Below are 17,896 nucleotides of genomic sequence, written 5' to 3' on the forward strand. Positions count from 1 at the left end.
TGGCGGGGAATTTGATGAATGGCAGACAGCTGAACAATGTAAGAGATCAGCTGTTTTTATCAGGCATTCATTCTAACAAATTATTTATGGCAAAACTTGTAGCGGATCAATTAGTAGATATGCTGGCAACCGCCGGCATCAAGCGTATTTATGCCGTAACCGGCGATAGTTTAAATCACATTAACGATGCCGTGCGCCGCGATGGCCGGATCCAATGGATTCACGTACGGCATGAAGAAGTAGGCGCGTATGCCGCAGGTGCGGAAGCACAATTGAATGGACTGGCCTGTTGTGCCGGCAGCAGCGGGCCAGGACACGTGCACCTGATCAACGGTTTATATGATGCACACCGGTCGGGCGCTTCGTTGGTGGCCATTGCATCTACCTGTGCTACCAATGAATTTGGAAGCGACTATTTCCAGGAAACCAATACCATTAAGTTGTTTGATGATTGCAGTCATTATAACCAGGTAGCCGCAACTGCAGAACAGGCTCCCCGCATGTTGCAGGCAGCCTTGCAACATGCCGTGCATAAGCATGGTGTAGCGGTTTTAGGATTACCGGGAGATGTAGCTGCTGCTGATGCAAAGGAAATTCCTACTGCCACGAAGCTGTATCATCCTAAACCCGTTATTTGTCCTTCTGTTCCGGAATTAAAGCAGTTGGCCGGCTTGCTCGGAGACGCAAAGAAAATTGCGATCTATTGCGGCCTGGGCGCCGTAGAAGCGCACGACGAAGTAGTGGCCCTCTCCCAGTTGTTAAAAGCGCCCATTGCATACTCGTTCCGGGCGAAAATGGGGATTCAGTACAACAACCCCAATGAAGTAGGCATGACCGGCCTGCTGGGGCTTGCATCGGCTTATAAGAGTATGCATGAAGCAGATGTATTGCTCCTGTTGGGAACAGATTTCCCTTACACGCCATTTATTCCTGAGAAGGCAAAGATTATCCAGATAGATATCCAGCCGGAAAGGCTCGGTCGCAGGGCGGCACTGGAGCTGGGGCTGTGTGGGGATATCGCGGATACGCTGAAAGCACTTCTGCCAATGCTGAAAGAAAATACCGACCGGCAATTCCTGGATGAGATGGTAGCGTTTTACCAGGAAGTGCAAAAGAAAATGCAAACCTATGTGGAAGATACCGGCAAGGAAAACGCCATCAGCCCGGAGTTTGTGGCTTCCACCCTCAATAAAATTGCAGCCGATGACGCCATTTTTACCGTAGATACCGGCATGACGAATGTTTGGACGGCACGTTATCTCGAAGGCACCGGCAAACGCACGTTGCTGGGATCTTTTAATCATGGTTCTATGGCCAACGCCATGCCACAGGCTATTGGCGCGGCATTGGCGCAACCGGGCCGGGAAGTGTTTGCGCTGTGCGGCGATGGAGGATTAACGATGTTACTGGGCGACCTGATGACCATTAAACAATATCAACTGCCGGTAAAAGTAATTGTGTTTAATAACCGGGCGCTGGGCATGGTGAAGCTTGAAATGGAAGTAGCCGGACTTCCAGATTGGCAAACGGATATGGTGAATCCAGATTTTGGAGCGGTTGCTGTGGCAATGGGTTTCACGGCATTTACCATCCGTAAACCGGAAGAAGTGGAAAGCATTTTATCCCAGGCAGCGGAAACAGCGGGGCCGGTGTTGGTAAATGTATTTACCAATCCGGAGTCACTGGCAATGCCGCCGAAAGTGGAGTTTGCCCAGATGAAGGGATTTGCCCTGTGGATGGGAAAGCTGATCCTCAGCGGAAGATATGAAGATGTATTTGATGCGGTGAAATCGAACTACAAGCACCTGAAAGATGTGCTCTGAGTATGAATTTACGGGGAGATGATTTCAGGACCATCTCCCCGTAATATTAAAACGGATACCCGATGGCAATGTTAAGAATAAGGTTCTTTTTGCGCCAGTCAGGATCGCCAAAATTTATTTTATCAAACACCCAGCGTTCATTTTCCGGCAGGTAAGGAATGCGGAAGGGAATAGCCAGATCGAGGCGTACTACCACAATAGAAGCATCTATGCGTAGGCCCACACCACCGCCAACGGCAATGTCTTTATAAAAAGTATTGAAGGCGAATTTGCTGCCTGGTTTGTCCGGCACATCTTTCTGCAACCAGATGTTACCCGCGTCTACAAAGGCTGCCACATTGAACACACTGGCTACGTGTACACGCAGCTCGGAGTTGAATTCCAGCTTGATATCGCCGGCTTCATTGGCCAGCAGGGCGGAAGTATCCACGGCAGGATTGTGATATGATCCAGGGCCGAGAGTACGTGCCCGGAACGCCCTGATGCTGCTGCTACCACCTGTGAAAAACTGTTTTACAAAAGGCAGGGTGGATGAGTTCCCGTATGGTAAACCATAGCCGAGTAACAGGCGGTTTACCCATTGTTTACCCTTGCCCAACTGCCAGTAGTGGCGCGCTTCCGCAGTGAACCGTTCATATTGCGCAAATGAATTTCCAAGTAATGTTTTTTGCCCGGTATCATTTTTTGGAATGATTAACCCGGCTATGTTGCCTGAGATATCTATATTCCCACTCAGGTAGAAGCTGTGCACCCGGTTGGCCTGCTGGTTATTGTAGGTGATGGTGTAGTTGCCGCCCAGGATAAATTGTTTTTCAATAGCGTTGCGCTGACTCGGATCATTTGCCAGGATACTATCGTATGCCGGTGTTGTTTTGGTAGGCAGCACATATGTAAGCGCCACCGGCGCAAAGATATGACTCAGGTATTGTGTCCGTTGCCAGAGGTATTGCAGCTGCAGCGTGTACGCGTTAAGGTTATACAGGTCTGCACGGCTGTACAGTTCATAGCTGGCGCTTATTCTTGTTTTAGGCACATAGGGGGTACGGATGTTCAGTCCGCGGAAAGGCGTAATGAACCGCGGGAAAGTAACGGCTACTTCTGCGCCGAGGCCATATGAATTAGATCCGCCTGCGTTTTTATTGCCGGTTTGCCACTCCAATCCGCCACGTAACCCGATTTCCAGCAATGCCGCAGAATGCAACCAGTTGCGGTTTTTAGCGGTTATCTGTATCTGTGATCCAATGAACCCGTTAGATTTAGATGTACCGCGTAATTCTGTTTGAAGAGAACGACGCTTATAGGGGGTGAGGAAAAGCTTTGCATCGAGCCAGCCGCTGTCGAGTGCCACCCGGTTATTCACCATCGCCCTGTAGTTGCTGGCCTGGGAAGTATCACGGGAATAGGAGCTATCGCGCCGGTTCAAATTTCTGCCGGAAGCATCCCGTCGACGGGAGCTGTCCCTGGTGCTGGTAACATTTGGGCTGCCTCCTACCAGGTTGTGAACAGAGGTATCGCGCACCGGCGAAAACTGTCCTTTTACGAATTTGAATACGCCCAGGTTAATCAGCCTTTGCAATGTAATATTATGTGAGCTCAGGCGATACAAACTATCCGGCCGTAAAAACACGGACCGGTCAAATGCAGATGATTTGAACCGGTGGGCGGAATCCACAATATAAATGCCTTTGTATCTTATGGGAGTTCCCTGTGTAGAAGCGGAGTCGTTGTCCAGCGAGTAGTCAGGGAACAACACTATGTCGTGCATCCTGTAAGGGCGAAGCGCTGCCAGGGGTGTGTTGTCTTTTATCTTCACAAACAGATCTACGGTACCGCTATTGGTACTATCTACCTGTACCAGTAAATAATCGGGAGTAAAATAATAATAGCCTTGTTCTTTTAATGCAGCGTGTATGCGTTCCCGTTCGGCCTTGATTGAATCGAGCGAATAATTGGCGCCGATGATCAATGAACTTTCCGGTTTGGTATAGGTAACCGTTTTGCCGATGGCGCTACTATCTGTTAAATAGGTGACGCTTTTTATAGTGTACCGGTGATTGGGCGTAGCGGTGTACTTCATGGAAGCTTTTTTCTTACCGGATAATTTAACGGCCGAAGTAACCCCGGCCTGGAAATAGCCGTTATCTACCAGGTATTCTTCCAGCACCTGTGAAGTGTAGTCGGGTTTGGCCTGGCTTAGTAAAACGGGCGGTTCCCCCCACTTTTTACGCAGCAGGTAATTCAATCCTTTTCCCTTAGGTTCATTGCCTAAATTATAGAGCCACAGCTTTATGGGCATACCGAGGAACTTACGGTTCCTGTTGGGACGGATTCTTTTATCCATTCCTTCCATCAGGGAACTATAATCTTTCGGTCTTTTTTTAGCAATGCTATCAGTGATCCATTTTACTTCGCTGCCAGTATATAGCCGGTCTCCTTCGGGTACGGTACGCGTGGTACTGCAGGAGCTGATTACCAGGTATACCAGGCAAAACAGGCTACAGCAAATGATGATATGGCTATTTACTTTTCGCATCAGGCGTTGTCGTATTTTTATCGTCTTTCTTATTTTTTTTGTTGTCGCGGAGTTTCTGTTTTTTAGATTCAGATTTAGACCGCTGCAAAATTTCACGGAATTCATCGTAGTCCATGATCAGCGCAAAAGCTACCCCTGTTTCCACTACCTGTCCTTCCAGCACTGTTTGGCTATCATTGCGCTGGTATACCCTTATCCGGTAACGTCCGTCGCGGGTAAGTTTATATTCCACAGAGATATCGCCGATCAGGGAGCTGGCGTTTTGCTGATTTCCCTGCAACATGATATTGGAACCAACAGAAACGGTTAAACGATCGTTGAATAACTGTTTGGAGGCGCCCACTTTCAGATTGGTAGACTCCTGTGCAGTGCCGGTGGAATAATCTTCCTGGTTCTGCAAATCGAAGTTAAGATCCACCCCTTTGATCAGGTTGCCCGCCATGTTATTGAGCTGTTGTGAAAGTATTTTACTCACACTGTTTTTCGCCGCCTGTCCTACTCCCCCGCCGGTGCCGCCATCGAGGGTATTCATAGGATCATCCGGAATAAAGGAGTTCAGCACCAGCAGTCCCATCACCTGTTTATTCAGTTCAGAAGGCACCTGGTTAATTTGTTTCAGGCGGTTATACGGTGTTCCATTCAGCGTATTCCGGTCTTTCTCTGCCAGGTCCAGGCGGAAGCTGATATCCGGCTTCATCAGGTTGCCTTTGATCATCAGGTATACCTGGAAGGGCATCCGTTGTTTATAGGTATTGCGTTGCTCGGCAGACATGCTTTGGAGCTGGTCTGCCACGAGATCGTAGGCCGGAGCGTTCACCGTGTATTTGGCGGTGATGTCCAGATCGGCGCTGGTAGCGTCTCCATTGAAGGATACGAAGCTGCCTTTTTCTATATCGAAGGAGCGTTTAATGAGCTGGTTCAGCGACATCTCATATTTACCTTCCGTTATTTCATAGCGGCCGGTAAGACTTAATTTACTGCTGGGGTCCAGCGTGGCGTTGATGCTGGCGGTACCTTTCGCCTGTACATAATCACCATTTTGTGAGTCGATAATAATTTTAAGAACAGATTCCGGCGTAATATCGAGGTTGCCGGACAGGAACATGCCTTTTAACCGCGTTGTTTTAAACCGGAGGCTATCTTCACGGGCCAGCAGTGCTGAATCGACAGGGTTGGATTTATCCACAAATTCTATCACGCCTTCCCTGTTGGCGAGTCCCGGTTCTTCCTGCGGGAGCGTCATGGTAACGCTGGATTTGTCGCGCAGCTTTACGATGGCATCAATTCTTGGCAGATCAAGCGTACCGCGGATCTTCACTTTACTATCTATATAAGCAGGGCCATAAATCCACTGATCCGGGCTTTGTTGACGACCCAGTGCCATGAAGTTATCGGCAGTAACATCGAGGTTAAAGCTATACCGGGTAAAGTTCCTGGTATTGATGCGGCCATCTACTACCAGCTCGTTATTGGCGCTGTCGGCTATTACCAGGTTATTCAGCAGGATGCCTCTTTCATCTATCACAATATCTTCATCTGGCAGGTGGAACGTGCTGCCAATCATGGTTACCATGCCGGCGGCATTATCGAAGTGCAGGCTTCCCAATACTTTGGGGGCAGAAGGAGTACCGGTAATATTGAACTGCCCGGTAGCGTTGCCGGACATTTTAGTCACGCTGCCCATCGTGAAAGGCTCCAGTGAGGCAATGCTTAGTTTATTGATATCAAGCTGGGCGTTGATGGTTGTGTCGTAGGTACCATCTACTTTTATATCATTATCGTTACCGGTTAATCCGGCTGTAAGTTTATACTGACCGGGGCCACTGTTTTCTACATTGGCATCCAGTGTTCCCATGCGTGTATTCTTCACCGTTAGACTGTCTACTTTCAGTGTGGCGTGGATCAGTGGCGACTGGTTCCAGTTCCTGACCGAGGCTTCCGCATTGAGGGTACCGTTGGCCAGCAGCGTGTCTGTTGCCAGCAGCGCGGTAATAGTAGATAATTTGAAATTGGCAATGTTGGCCTGAAGCGCAGGAACCGTGCTGGTATCCGGCCGGGTCACAATCTGGATGGATTGATCGCCCTGCGACAGTTTGATATTTGCGGTATCCGGCGCGCCGTTCTTCATCCGGAGAATATTGTTTTCTGCCACCGTCCATTCCTGTTTGTTCAGCAGCAGTCCGGGTTTAAGAGACAGCTGCATAGCATTCTCTTTCAGGAAGGTGAAAATGCCGCCCAGTTTATATTTGGGCTGCCTTTTAATATCATCCAGCACAACGTCAAAATCAACCACGCCGGTATTGGCATACGCTGTGAGATAAGTGTGTTGCAGCGGGAAGGAAGGATGCGCCATACGGGCCAGGGAAACCCCAAGCCGCATAGAAGTATCCAGGATAGAAACGCCCATGCGCAGACTGTCGACCTGCAGGGAATCATAATTAACTTTCGGAAGATATGCATTGGCGATGAGCAGACTGCTGTCGCTGTTAAGGCGGCCATTCATCACCAGTGGCACTTCCATTCGCAGTGTTGGGATCATCTGCTGCAAACTCTTTGGCCATTGTAAAGAAGCATTCCATTGCAGTGATTGTCCGCCGGGAACCTGCACAATAACGCCCGAATCGGCCGGCAGCAATGGCTTGCTGATAATGTTGGCGAATGCAGTGCCCACCTTTGTATAATCGATATGGCCGTTGGCGCTGATCAGGCCAAACGGACTTTTTAAAGTAAGGTATTGCTGATCTTTATATTCGGCTATCAGGGAGATACTGTCCAGCGGAAATACCTGTCCCTGTGTGGCGATCTGCCATTTTGTTAGAAAGGCGTTGCCTTCAATACGCTGTGGTTCGATGCTGTTAAAATCTGCCAGGAGGTTTCCCTGTATAGTTAATGGTTCTGTATACCAGTGGGTAGCATAAAGATCGGCTTTAGCCACTTCCATATTTACTTTCAGCCCCTGGATGGTGGTATCCACCAGTTGCCCGCTGATATCGAAAGTAGCGGTGATGCTGCTATCTGCACTCTCGCCCTGTGCTTCAAAGTCGCCTTTGTTGATACCGGCAACTACACTTACATCATGATACGTATAGGCGTTATAGGTAGCTTCATCCAGTTGTGCGGTGGCTTTGGCCACCATTTGTTTTAACGTATATCCCTCACCGGTAGCGCTCAGTTTTCCGGACATCCAGCCGTAGGTGGTATCGTATAGCATGGCGCCGGGGTTTACGCGGAAGTAGGGAATACTGATGGTATAGCTGCTGCGGATGCTGTCGGTGATATTAACGAGATGCGCATTGATGTTGGCGTTGGCGGTTTCGCTTTTCAGCTGCAGTTGGGTAACCAGGTCTTTCATGCCGCCTTTGAACATACCGGTAATCAGCATGTTTTCCGGCAGGCGTGGTGTATCTGGCAGTGTACCGGCCGGCAGCCAGGCGCGCAATGGTTTGTTTCCTGTTTGTATATAAAGTGTAGGGAGATTGGCACTGAGCCGGTCCGGATCTGTAGCATGGAACACCTGGCCATTGTCTGTTTTAATCAGGTTGCCTTCGTGATCGTTGACATAAAGCTGTTTAATATTCAGTTCTCCCAGGTTTCCTTTTAGTATAGCCGCCAGCGTTAGTTGTTTATTCCAGAGCTGGTCGAATGATTTATTTTTGCGGGCATCAGGAACAAAAGGCAGCCACTCTCCCAGTGCTATATGCACAGAATCGAGATTGGCATCCAGTCCGAGTTGATCGAGGTGATCGGAAATGCCTGACCAGGAAGGGACTGTTACAATGATCTGTTTGCGGAAGATGCTTTTATTGGTTTGCAGCAGGAAATTGCGCAGCGCCAGTGTATACGGCGTAAACAATACGTCCATATTGGCTTTGCGGATCGTAAAGCCGGACTTATCCCGGGCAGTCAGCGACTTTATACCCACCATAATGCTATCGGGCTTATAGCGGATATTATTGATTTTACTGGAGAAGCGGGTCAGGAACAGGTGATTATAGTCAGGATCTGGTCCGGCGGCCTTTGGAGCCGGGCCGCCGTTATCGTAGCGTAAAGCCAGCTTATCAAGATTTACCTGGGTGGCAAATACCTGCCATGTATTTGGTGTGGTGTCGTTTGGCGCGGCAGGAACGGAATCTTTTCCGGGCACCATCATTACCAAACCGGTGGTATTGCTGATGGAGAGATCTCCTACCTGTATCCGGGTGGAGTCCTGGTCCAGGTTGCTGTTCCGTAATTGCAGGGCGCCTATTTTCCAGGCGGTAGTAATACCGGAGCCTTCATCTGTATACAGGAAATTACTGTTATTGATCTGTAGTTTTTTCAGGAGCAGGTGCAGGGATGCGCTGCTGGTATCAGCAGGTGGCGGCGGCGGAGCGGCTGATGTAATAGCCGGAGGTATATATTGTTGCCGGAAAAAGCCTTTCAATCCATCGAGGGTAATACCCCTGAATGCGTAAATGCCATCATCTATGAGCAGGTCGTCCGGATCAACATGTAAGCTATCCCAGGTGAGTATGGCAGACATGCCACCCTGGGCATCGGCATAGCTTACTTTCACTTTACGGAATGAGATGTCTTTCAGCCGGTATTGTAAGGTGGTACCGGTTTCCGGTGCCAGGGTATCTTTTTTACCGGAGGGTGTCACAAACGCATCTACCGCAAACTGGTAATTAAAAGCGGAATCGCCGGGATGCCGGTATACGTTTACCAGTAAGGTGTCCCATTCCAGTTTATCTATTTTCAGTTCATTACTGATCAGTGACAGCAGGTTGTAATGTACCTTGAGGGAACCGGTGTAAAAAAGGGCCTGGTTGGAGGTGTCGGCTACATATACATTACGCAGTTCCAGGTACTGCCAGCCACGTGCGCGCAGGTAGCCGATCTGCACTTTTGTGTGCAGTTTCTTCCGCAGGTATAGTTCTCCCTGTTCTCTTAAATAATTCTGGACGCCGTTCAGTTGTAATAATAAAACAGCCATTACGGGCAATAGGAGCACCGCAACAATAATCCATATAAGCCATCGCCACCAGGGGCGGCCGTGTTTTTCTCCGGTTTCTGCTGGTTCTGTCACTATGATATATTACAAAAGTAAATTACTGAATATAAACGCAAAAGCGTGCTTATGGTTTACTTTACCGGCAGGATAGTGCAACCGGGCGCTTGCCTGCGGGGTACAACAAAATCCATACCTCAGGGGTACCGGGAATAAATAGTAATTGCAAGAATACATTAAATACGGTAACGGACATACTTTTTTTGGTGCAGAAACAGAATGGGGTGAGTAGTAATATGCACAGATTGGCGAAAAGAAAATGGATCGGACGGGTTGGTTTTTATTATTTAGTTATCCTGATTCAGGGCATTTTTATCTTCTTTTTCAATTCGTTTTTTAACTTTATCCACATCTTCTGCCGGAGGGAGACTTTCCGGTTTTACACCTCTTTCGAGAAGTACATTTCTGACGGCAGTATTGTTATCGACATGTTCTTCTGTAATATCAACTTCTCCTTTCAGATCTTTTTCTACTACATTATGGCTGGTAATTTCTGCTGCGAGGTCTTTTGCTTTAATAGTAATGGTGGGAAGGAAATCTGCCAGGGCTCTGTTTTCCGGAACAATCAGTTTTCTCTTCATATCGCGGGTGGTAAATCCGCCGAAAAGGGCTTCATCGCCTTTGGACCGGATCCTGGCAAATCCTTTATCGTCCACTCCTCTTTCGTAAATAATACCAGATAGGACCTTTTCTGACTTCGATAGTTTTTCCCGGGCATTGAGGCGGTCAATATCCAGTAATCTTTTTTCAACGATTTCCTGTTTGCGGGTTTGTACGGCGAAGTAGGTTTGTGCAAACGCAATCGGATCTTTTTGGGTATCGCCACTTTGAGCAATCAGGTAGCAGGCGTAACGGGTAAGGGCGATATCCTGAAGCTGTCTTTGGCCACCTTTAGGAACAGGTATCGATTTCGTGATGTCACGAAAATGATCGGAGACGACAATTCCACTGTTTTCGCAGGAATTTTTGGCCTTTTCAATGACTTTGAAAAAGTTTTCCCATCTCAGGTATCCAAGAATTTGTTGCAACTCCCTGGCGCTCCAGCACTCAATACCTTTGTGTTCATAACAAGCCTGCTCAAATTGTTTAAACAGTGCTTCAATCAATTCTTTTTTCATGAAAAAGTGTTTATTCATCTCACAACATTGTGATACGCACAATATACCGAAGCCACAACAGCAGCAAGTTAATGAAACTTAAACGCTCTCACTTTGAAAGAAATTTAATTACTTTATTTCTGGCTTGTTCCGTTGGTTGAACCGGAAAATGTAATACTCCAGCTGATCCTTCTTCTCCCTATCGGCCCTGAATTCATCGAGCAGTACGCTATCCTGTGGAAGGATATATTTTTTGAGATTGTAGGCAGATAGTTCCAGGATCTGCCCAGTCACTACATTCAGCACTTTTTTGAGCACCACGGGGGTGTTGATACTGTTGGTAGTCATATCGGCCTGATTAATATAGCCCCGCGAAGGTTGAATGCCATGTAGAGCATATATGCAGTAGTAACCGATTTCCTGTAATTTATTGAGACCGTTGTCTTTGATATAGATATTTTTCCCGTCGCAGAAGCCCCAGTAATTTTTCAGTTTGTGTTCCTGGCCGGCGCCATCCCGGAGCACCAGTTCATTTCTGTTGGCCAACAGGTAGATCTGCGCGGCGGAGCTGCGGTTTTTGATTACCAGGTCCCCTTCTTCTGAAGGATTATTTGATTGAAATTCCTCAAAGGTCTTGTACAGCCCTTTCTTTAGTTGAGGGGCATCGGTAATCAGCACATTTTGCCCCGTTACGGAGATGCCCAGCAACAGCAGGCTCCAAAAACACAACAGTTGTTTCATAATTTAACAAATGTATTGGGTTTAGGGAGTGGCGATACCTGGAAATAGCTGAACACCTGCATTGTTTCTGCTGATGTTTGAATTGTGTCTTTAAAACCCGGAGGAAAGGAGGTATTGAACAGGAACAGGCTATTTCTGGGAGGATCCTGTCTTTTTAAAAAAATATAGGCCGGGTAAAAACCCGGCCCGGCTGAAGGTTACAACAAAATCTAAACCTGCTTATGAGAAAAAATTTGATTTACATAATTGAATTATAAAGCCATTGCCTGCAATGAATGGTCTTTGCTTTCCAGCTGGGAGCTACCCATCAGGAATTCGTCCACTTTTCTTGCGCACTCACGACCTTCGCTTATAGCCCATACCACCAGTGATTGTCCGCGGCGCATATCGCCGGCAGTGAACACTTTAGGGATGGATGTCAGGTAATCTTTTTCGGTAGCTTTTACATTACCGCGTTCATCTCTTTCCACTTCCAGCTGATCCAGTAAACCGGTGTGCTGGGGATGTACGAAGCCCATAGCCAGTAAGGCCAGCTCGCAGGGTACATCTCTTTCGGAACCAGGAACTTCCGTGAATTTTGCCGGTCTGCCGTCGGCGCTGGCGGTCCATTGCAGGTCTACCAGGCGCAGGGCTTTCAGGTGGCCGTTGTCATCTCCGATAAAGGATTTGGTAGCAATGGCCCATTTACGGTCTGCTCCCTCTTCGTGGGAAGAGGATGTTTTTAAGACCATCGGGTAGGTTGGCCACGGCATATACGGCGTACGTTCACCCGGAGGTTTTGGTAATAATTCCAGCTGCGTAACACTGTTGGCGCCATGACGGTTACTGGTTCCCACACAGTCGGAGCCCGTATCACCACCACCAATTACAATTACATTTTTGCCGGTAGCCAATATATCGCTGCCTTCTACTGCAATATTGCTGACTCTTTTATTCTGCTGCTTCAGGAAGTCCATTGCATAGTGTACGCCTTTCAGCTCACGGCCCTGAATCGGGAGGTCGCGTGGAATGGTGGAACCACCAGCCAGTACAATTGCGTTGTATTCTCTCAGCAGGTCATTGGTACTAACGTTAACGCCTACGTTGGCATTGCATTGAAACACCACTCCTTCTTCTTCCATCAGTTTCACGCGGCGGTCTACTACCCATTTTTCCAGCTTGAAGTCCGGGATACCATAGCGTAAAAGTCCACCGGGTGCATCATCGCGCTCAAACACGGTTACGGTGTGGCCTGCATAGTTCAACTGTGCTGCTGCGGCTAAACCGGCGGGGCCGGAACCAATAACAGCGATTTTTTTGCCGGTACGCATACGGGGCGCTTTCGCCTGTACCAGACCTTTATCGAAAGCTACTTCAATGATATGTTTCTCTATTTCCTCGATCGCTACCGGGGGCTGGTTAATACCGAGCACACAGGCGCTTTCGCAGGGAGCAGGACAAATACGTCCGGTAAATTCCGGGAAGTTATTGGTAGAGGACAGTATATCATACGCTTCTTTCCAATCCTGACGGTATACGGCATCGTTAAATTCCGGTATCACATTACCCAGCGGGCATCCGCTGTGGCAAAAAGGCACCCCGCAGTTCATACAGCGGGCCGCTTGCTGATTTAATTTATTATCGGGGAAGCGTTCTACAAATTCATTATAGTGACCAACCCTTTCCCGGGGATCCGCTTTCCCGGGCAGCTCGCGTGTAAATTCCAGGAATCCTGTAGGTTTACCCATAATTTTCCTCCACAAGTCCCTTACCTGCAAGGGATATTTTGATGATGAATGTTAATTGTTCAATTAGTGACCTACTTTCTGACCCTGTACTTTGTCTGATTTCAATGCTGCCTTGTATTCTTTCGGGAATACTTTCACAAAATGACGCAGTTGGTTTTCCCAGTCTTTCAGGATAAACTTCGCCACAGTGCTGTTCGTGTAGGCATGATGTTTAGTGATCAGATCCTGTAACAGTGCTACATCTGCCGGATCCAGCGGATCCAGGTCGATCATATCCCTGTTGCAGTAGTTGGCGAAAGTTCCTTTCACATCGTATACATAAGCGATACCACCGCTCATACCTGCTCCGAAGTTACGGCCGGTTTCACCCAGTATTACCGCTTTACCCCCGGTCATGTATTCACATCCGTGATCACCTACTCCTTCTACTACTACTGTAGCGCCGGAGTTACGTACACAAAAGCGTTCGCCTGCCTTACCGCGGATGAAAGCTTCACCGGAAGTAGCTCCATAGAAGCAAACGTTACCTGCGATAATATTTTCTTCCGCCTTGAATCCTGCTTCTCCGTGTGGATAGAGGATCAGTTTGGAACCAGACAAACCTTTACCGAAGTAGTCATTGGCTTCTCCTTCCAGTTCCAGCGTTAAACCTTTAGTGGTAAAGGCGCCGAAGCTTTGGCCTGCAGATCCGATAAATTTGAAGTGCAGGGTGTCTTCCGGTAATCCTTCGCTTTTGTAGCGTTTGGATATTTCGTTAGACAGGATAGTACCGATGGTACGGTCTGTATTTTTTACAGGGAACTGCTGATATACCCTGGCTTTCTTTTCCAGTGCAGGCTGTGCGGCCTTCAGCAATTGCCAGTCGATTACTTCGCTGATGCCGTGATCCTGTTCTTCCTGTTTGTACAGGCCGGTTTCGGCAGAAGCTTCTTCTTTATATAAGATCGGTGACAGATCCAGTTTTTGTGTTTTCCAGTTGGTGATGTTATCACGCATCTGGAGGCATTCTACCTGACCCACCATTTCATTGATGGTGCGGAAGCCCAAGTCAGCCATGATTTCGCGGAGTTCTTCCACGAGATAGGTGAACAGGTTTACCACATGTTGCGGATCGCCGGTGAAGCGTTTGCGCAGTTCAGGGTCCTGGGTAGCCACACCAACAGGACAGGTGTTTACATGGCATTTACGCATCATGATACAACCTTCTACCACGAGGGCAGCGGTGGCAACGCCCCATTCTTCAGCGCCCAATAAGGTAGCAATCGCAATGTCGCGGCCGGTTTTCAGCTGACCATCTGTTTGCAGTACTACCCTGCTGCGGAGCTTATTTTTTACGAGGGTCTGGTGTGATTCTGCCAAGCCCAGCTCCCACGGCAAACCTGCGTGTTTGATAGAGCTTTCCGGAGAAGCACCGGTACCGCCATCGAAACCAGAAACCAGTACCACATCGGCGTGTGCTTTTGCAACACCGGCTGCGATAGTGCCAACACCAGCCTTAGATACCAGCTTCACGCTGATACGGGCGGCACGGTTAGCATTTTTCAGGTCATAGATCAGCTGCGCCAGATCCTCAATAGAGTAAATATCATGGTGAGGAGGCGGAGAAATGAGGCCCACACCTGGTGTGGAGTGCCTTACTTTTGCGATCCACTCATCCACTTTATGGCCGGGCAACTGCCCGCCTTCGCCGGGTTTTGCACCCTGCGCCATTTTAATCTGTAGTTCGTCGGCATTGGTCAGGTAGTAGCTGGTAACCCCGAAACGGGCACTGGCAACCTGTTTGATGGCAGAACGCATAGAGTCGCCGTTTTCCAGCAGCTCATAACGCAGCTCATCTTCCCCACCCTCACCGGTATTACTTTTTGCACCGATGCGGTTCATGGCAATGGCCAGTGTGGAGTGTGCCTCATGGGAAATAGATCCGAAGCTCATGGCACCGGTAGCGAAACGCTTGAAGATGCTGGAAGCTGGTTCTACTTCATCAATGGAAATAGATGGACGATTCTTTTTAAACGTAAACAGGCTCCGTAAAGTGGCTGCTTTTTCGCTTTGATCGTTTACTGCCTTTGAATACTTTTTGAAAGCAACATAGTCGCCCATACGGGTAGCCAGTTGCAGATAGTGAATAGTAGTGGGGTTAAAGAGATGGAATTCTCCTTTACGTTTCCACTGATATACACCACCTTCTGTTAAACGCTGAACCGGAGTTTCTTTACGACCGTAGCCCATCCAGTGTTTAGCCAGTGTTTCACGGGCAATTTCATCGAGGCCCAATCCCTGTATGCGGGAAACGGCGCCGGTGAAATATTTATCAACAGTTGCCTGGTTGATACCCAATATTTCAAAGATCTGTGCCCCCTGGTAAGATTGCAGGGTGGAGATGCCCATCTTGGAAAATACTTTCAGAAGGCCATCACAGATTGCTTTAATATAATTTTTCTTCAGTTTATCTACGTCGAGTGCCGTGTCCAGCTTGCCATTCAGCTTCATATCGCGGATGGTGCTGAGTGCCAGGTATGGGTTGATGGCGGTTACGCCAAAGCCCAGCAGGCAGGCAAAGTGGTGTACTTCCCAAACATCGCCGGCTTCCACGATCAGTCCTACCTGGCCACGGTAACCCTTACGGATCAGGTGGTGGTGAACTGCAGATGCAGCCAGGATAGATGGAATAGCGGCGTGTTCTGAGTCGATAGCACGATCAGAAAGAATGATCACTTCAAAACCATCTTCCACTGCATCTACCGCGTAGCGGCATAAGCGGGCCAATCCTTTTTCCAGGGAGCCGGGTTTACCGTCTGCCTTGAAATAAGTGTGTAATGTTTTGGCCTGGAACAAACCGGTATCGATACTACGGATCTTTTCCAGTTCGTGGTTGTTGAGAATCGGGTGACGCAACGCCAGTCCGTGGCAGTGCAGCGGATCTTCATCCAGCAGGTTGCCGTTGTTGCCTACAAAAGTAGCCAACGACATCACCAGTCTTTCCCTGATAGGATCAATCGGTGGGTTGGTTACCTGTGCAAACAATTGTTTGAAATAGTTACAGAGATGTTGTGGCTGATTGCTCAGTACTGCCAGCGGGGTATCTGTACCCATAGAGCCAACAGGTTCCTTGCCATCAATTGCCATTGGGGCAATGATGTGATCCAGGTCTTCTGTGCTGTAACCGAATGCGCGCTGGTATTTAAAGATCTGGTCGTGTTCCAGGTGAGTAAAGGTTACTCTTGGTTCCGGCAGTTCTTCCAGGCGGATCTTATATTTATTCAGCCATTCGCCATAAGGTTGCTGGGAGCAGATCTGTTGTTTCAGCTCTTCATCACCTATGATACGGCCCTGGTCCATGTCTACGATAAACATTTTACCAGGTTGCAGGCGGCCTTTCTCTTTAATATTCTTTGGATCGATGGGTAATACACCGGCTTCAGAAGCCATGATTACGCGATCATCTTTTGTTACTACGAAGCGGCTTGGACGTAAACCATTACGATCCAGGGTAGCGCCAATGATTTTACCATCGGTGAAAGAAATGGAAGCAGGACCATCCCATGGCTCCATGAGGGAGGCATGATATTCATAGAACGCTTTCTTTTCTTCGCCCATGTCTTCGTTGCCATCCCATGCTTCCGGTACCAGCATCATCATTACATGCGGCAGGGAGCGGCCTGTCATGGTGAGGAGTTCAATCACGTTATCCAGGCTGGCGGAATCGGACTGGCCTTCTTCCACAATGGGAAGCAGCATTTCCATCTCTTCTTTGCTGAAGTATTTGGAAATAAAGTCCCTTTCGCCGGCGCGGAGCCAGTTGAGGTTACCTTTCAGGGTATTGATTTCACCGTTGTGGGCAATGTACCTGTAAGGGTGAGCCAATCTCCAGCTAGGGAACGTGTTGGTAGCAAACCTGGAGTGGATGAGGGCAAAGGCGGACACCATTTTCTCATCGCTCAGGTCTGTATAATAATGACGCACCTGGTAGGTGGTCAGCTGACCTTTGTATACAATTGTTTTATAAGAGAGGGACGCAATGTAAAACAGCGATTTCTCTTTTGGAACGGTATTGCGAACAGTTTTGGAAACGTAGTTACGGAGCACAAACAGTTTGCGCTCAAAAATTTCCGGATCGCTGATATGATAAGGACAGGCGATAAATACCTGTTCAATTTCCGGTTCTACAGAAAGGGCAGATTCACCAATGCCATCCGGACGTACCGGTACTTTACGGTAGCCAAGAATTTCCAGGCCCAGTTTCTCTGCGCTGCGTTGAAATATCTCGCGGCATTCTTCACGCCAGCGTGGTTCTTTCGGAAAGAAGACCATGCCTACACCGTATTTTCCAAATTCCGGTAAGGCGATGCCCAGTTTCAGACATTCGTCATACAGGAACTCGTGGGGCGTTTGAAACAGTATCCCTGCACCATCTCCCGTGTTCTGCTCACAACCGCAGGCTCCGCGGTGTTCCATGTTTTCCAGCATGGTTAAGGCATCACGTATAATATGGTGGGATTTACGACCCTTGATGTGGGCAGTAAAACCTGTTCCGCAGGCATCATGTTCAAATTCCGGACGGTATAAACCTTGCGTTTGCTTCACTTCATCCATTTGGTTTAGATTTTTTGCTTTGGCACACCCTTCCCTTCTGACTTGCGCCGCGGGTGATGGTGTACGATATAATTCGGGAACGGTTTAAAGATACTAAAGGAATGCGGTATTTTTTGTATAAACTTTTGTCAGACGGTTAAAATTTAGAAAAATACAAAAAGAGGAGGTTATTTGTTAGAATTTTTGAAAAAATGACTGCTCCCTCACGATAAATTGGCCCCGTTTTAAGGCTCAGGTTGACAGGTTTAAGGGCGACCCTGATTATAACACTTTTATGCGGGGTGCTTTTTTCAGCCACCTTGTATTATATTTGAATGATACCCTTTACCAAC

At 48.2% G+C, this 17,896-nt stretch carries 7 protein-coding genes; 1 reads left to right on the forward strand and 6 read right to left on the reverse strand.

Annotation, left to right across the window (positions count from 1 at the left end; genetic code table 11):
• Positions 1-86 precede the first annotated feature (86 nt).
• Positions 87-1,823 carry a thiamine pyrophosphate-dependent enzyme gene (locus PV783_RS03200; protein ID WP_336387649.1) on the forward strand — a complete coding sequence of 579 codons (1,737 nt, stop codon included), beginning with the start codon at positions 87-89 and terminating at the stop codon, positions 1,821-1,823.
• A gap of 46 nt (positions 1,824-1,869) precedes the next feature.
• Here the strand turns inward: PV783_RS03200 and PV783_RS03205 are convergent, their stop codons facing one another.
• The 6 genes from PV783_RS03205 to gltB all read right to left on the reverse strand — a co-directional run bounded on the left by PV783_RS03205 (position 1,870) and on the right by gltB (position 17,564).
• Entirely contained in the window at positions 1,870-4,356 is a 2,487-nt protein-coding gene (locus PV783_RS03205; protein ID WP_420987086.1) for a BamA/TamA family outer membrane protein, read from the reverse strand.
• Positions 4,340-9,424, reverse strand: coding sequence for a translocation/assembly module TamB domain-containing protein (locus PV783_RS03210; RefSeq protein ID WP_420987087.1), 5,085 nt, complete (start codon positions 9,422-9,424; stop codon positions 4,340-4,342). The genes PV783_RS03205 and PV783_RS03210 overlap by 17 nt, the downstream gene beginning before the upstream one ends.
• 269 nt (positions 9,425-9,693) lie before the next feature.
• Positions 9,694-10,524: a DNA damage-inducible protein D gene (gene dinD / locus PV783_RS03215; protein WP_420987088.1), complete on the reverse strand. Its 831-nt coding sequence runs from the start codon at positions 10,522-10,524 to the stop codon at positions 9,694-9,696.
• Positions 10,525-10,632: 108 nt separating this feature from the next.
• Positions 10,633-11,244, reverse strand: a complete 612-nt coding sequence (locus tag PV783_RS03220) for a hypothetical protein (protein ID WP_336387652.1) — start codon at positions 11,242-11,244, stop codon at positions 10,633-10,635.
• Between the two features lie 251 nt (positions 11,245-11,495).
• Positions 11,496-12,971: a glutamate synthase subunit beta gene (locus tag PV783_RS03225; protein WP_079471497.1), complete on the reverse strand. Its 1,476-nt coding sequence runs from the start codon at positions 12,969-12,971 to the stop codon at positions 11,496-11,498.
• A gap of 63 nt (positions 12,972-13,034) precedes the next feature.
• Entirely contained in the window at positions 13,035-17,564 is a 4,530-nt protein-coding gene (gene gltB / locus PV783_RS03230; protein WP_420987089.1) for a glutamate synthase large subunit, read from the reverse strand.
• Positions 17,565-17,896 lie beyond the last annotated feature (332 nt).

Origin of the sequence: Chitinophaga sp. CC14 (assembly GCF_048957795.1) — a bacterium.
Taxonomy (GTDB): Bacteria; Bacteroidota; Bacteroidia; order Chitinophagales; family Chitinophagaceae; genus Chitinophaga; species Chitinophaga ginsengisegetis.

Excerpts from the sequence above, each read along its gene's own strand:
- PV783_RS03220 (WP_336387652.1), bottom strand. The coding sequence starts at position 11,244 with ATGAAACAACTGTTGTGTTTTTGGAGCCTGCTGTTGCTGGGCATCTCC.
- PV783_RS03200 (WP_336387649.1), top strand. The coding sequence starts at position 87 with ATGGCAAAACTTGTAGCGGATCAATTAGTAGATATGCTGGCAACCGCC.
- gltB (WP_420987089.1), bottom strand. The coding sequence starts at position 17,564 with ATGGATGAAGTGAAGCAAACGCAAGGTTTATACCGTCCGGAATTTGAA.
- PV783_RS03225 (WP_079471497.1), bottom strand. The coding sequence starts at position 12,971 with ATGGGTAAACCTACAGGATTCCTGGAATTTACACGCGAGCTGCCCGGG.
- PV783_RS03205 (WP_420987086.1), bottom strand. The coding sequence starts at position 4,356 with ATGCGAAAAGTAAATAGCCATATCATCATTTGCTGTAGCCTGTTTTGC.
- dinD (WP_420987088.1), bottom strand. The coding sequence starts at position 10,524 with ATGAAAAAAGAATTGATTGAAGCACTGTTTAAACAATTTGAGCAGGCT.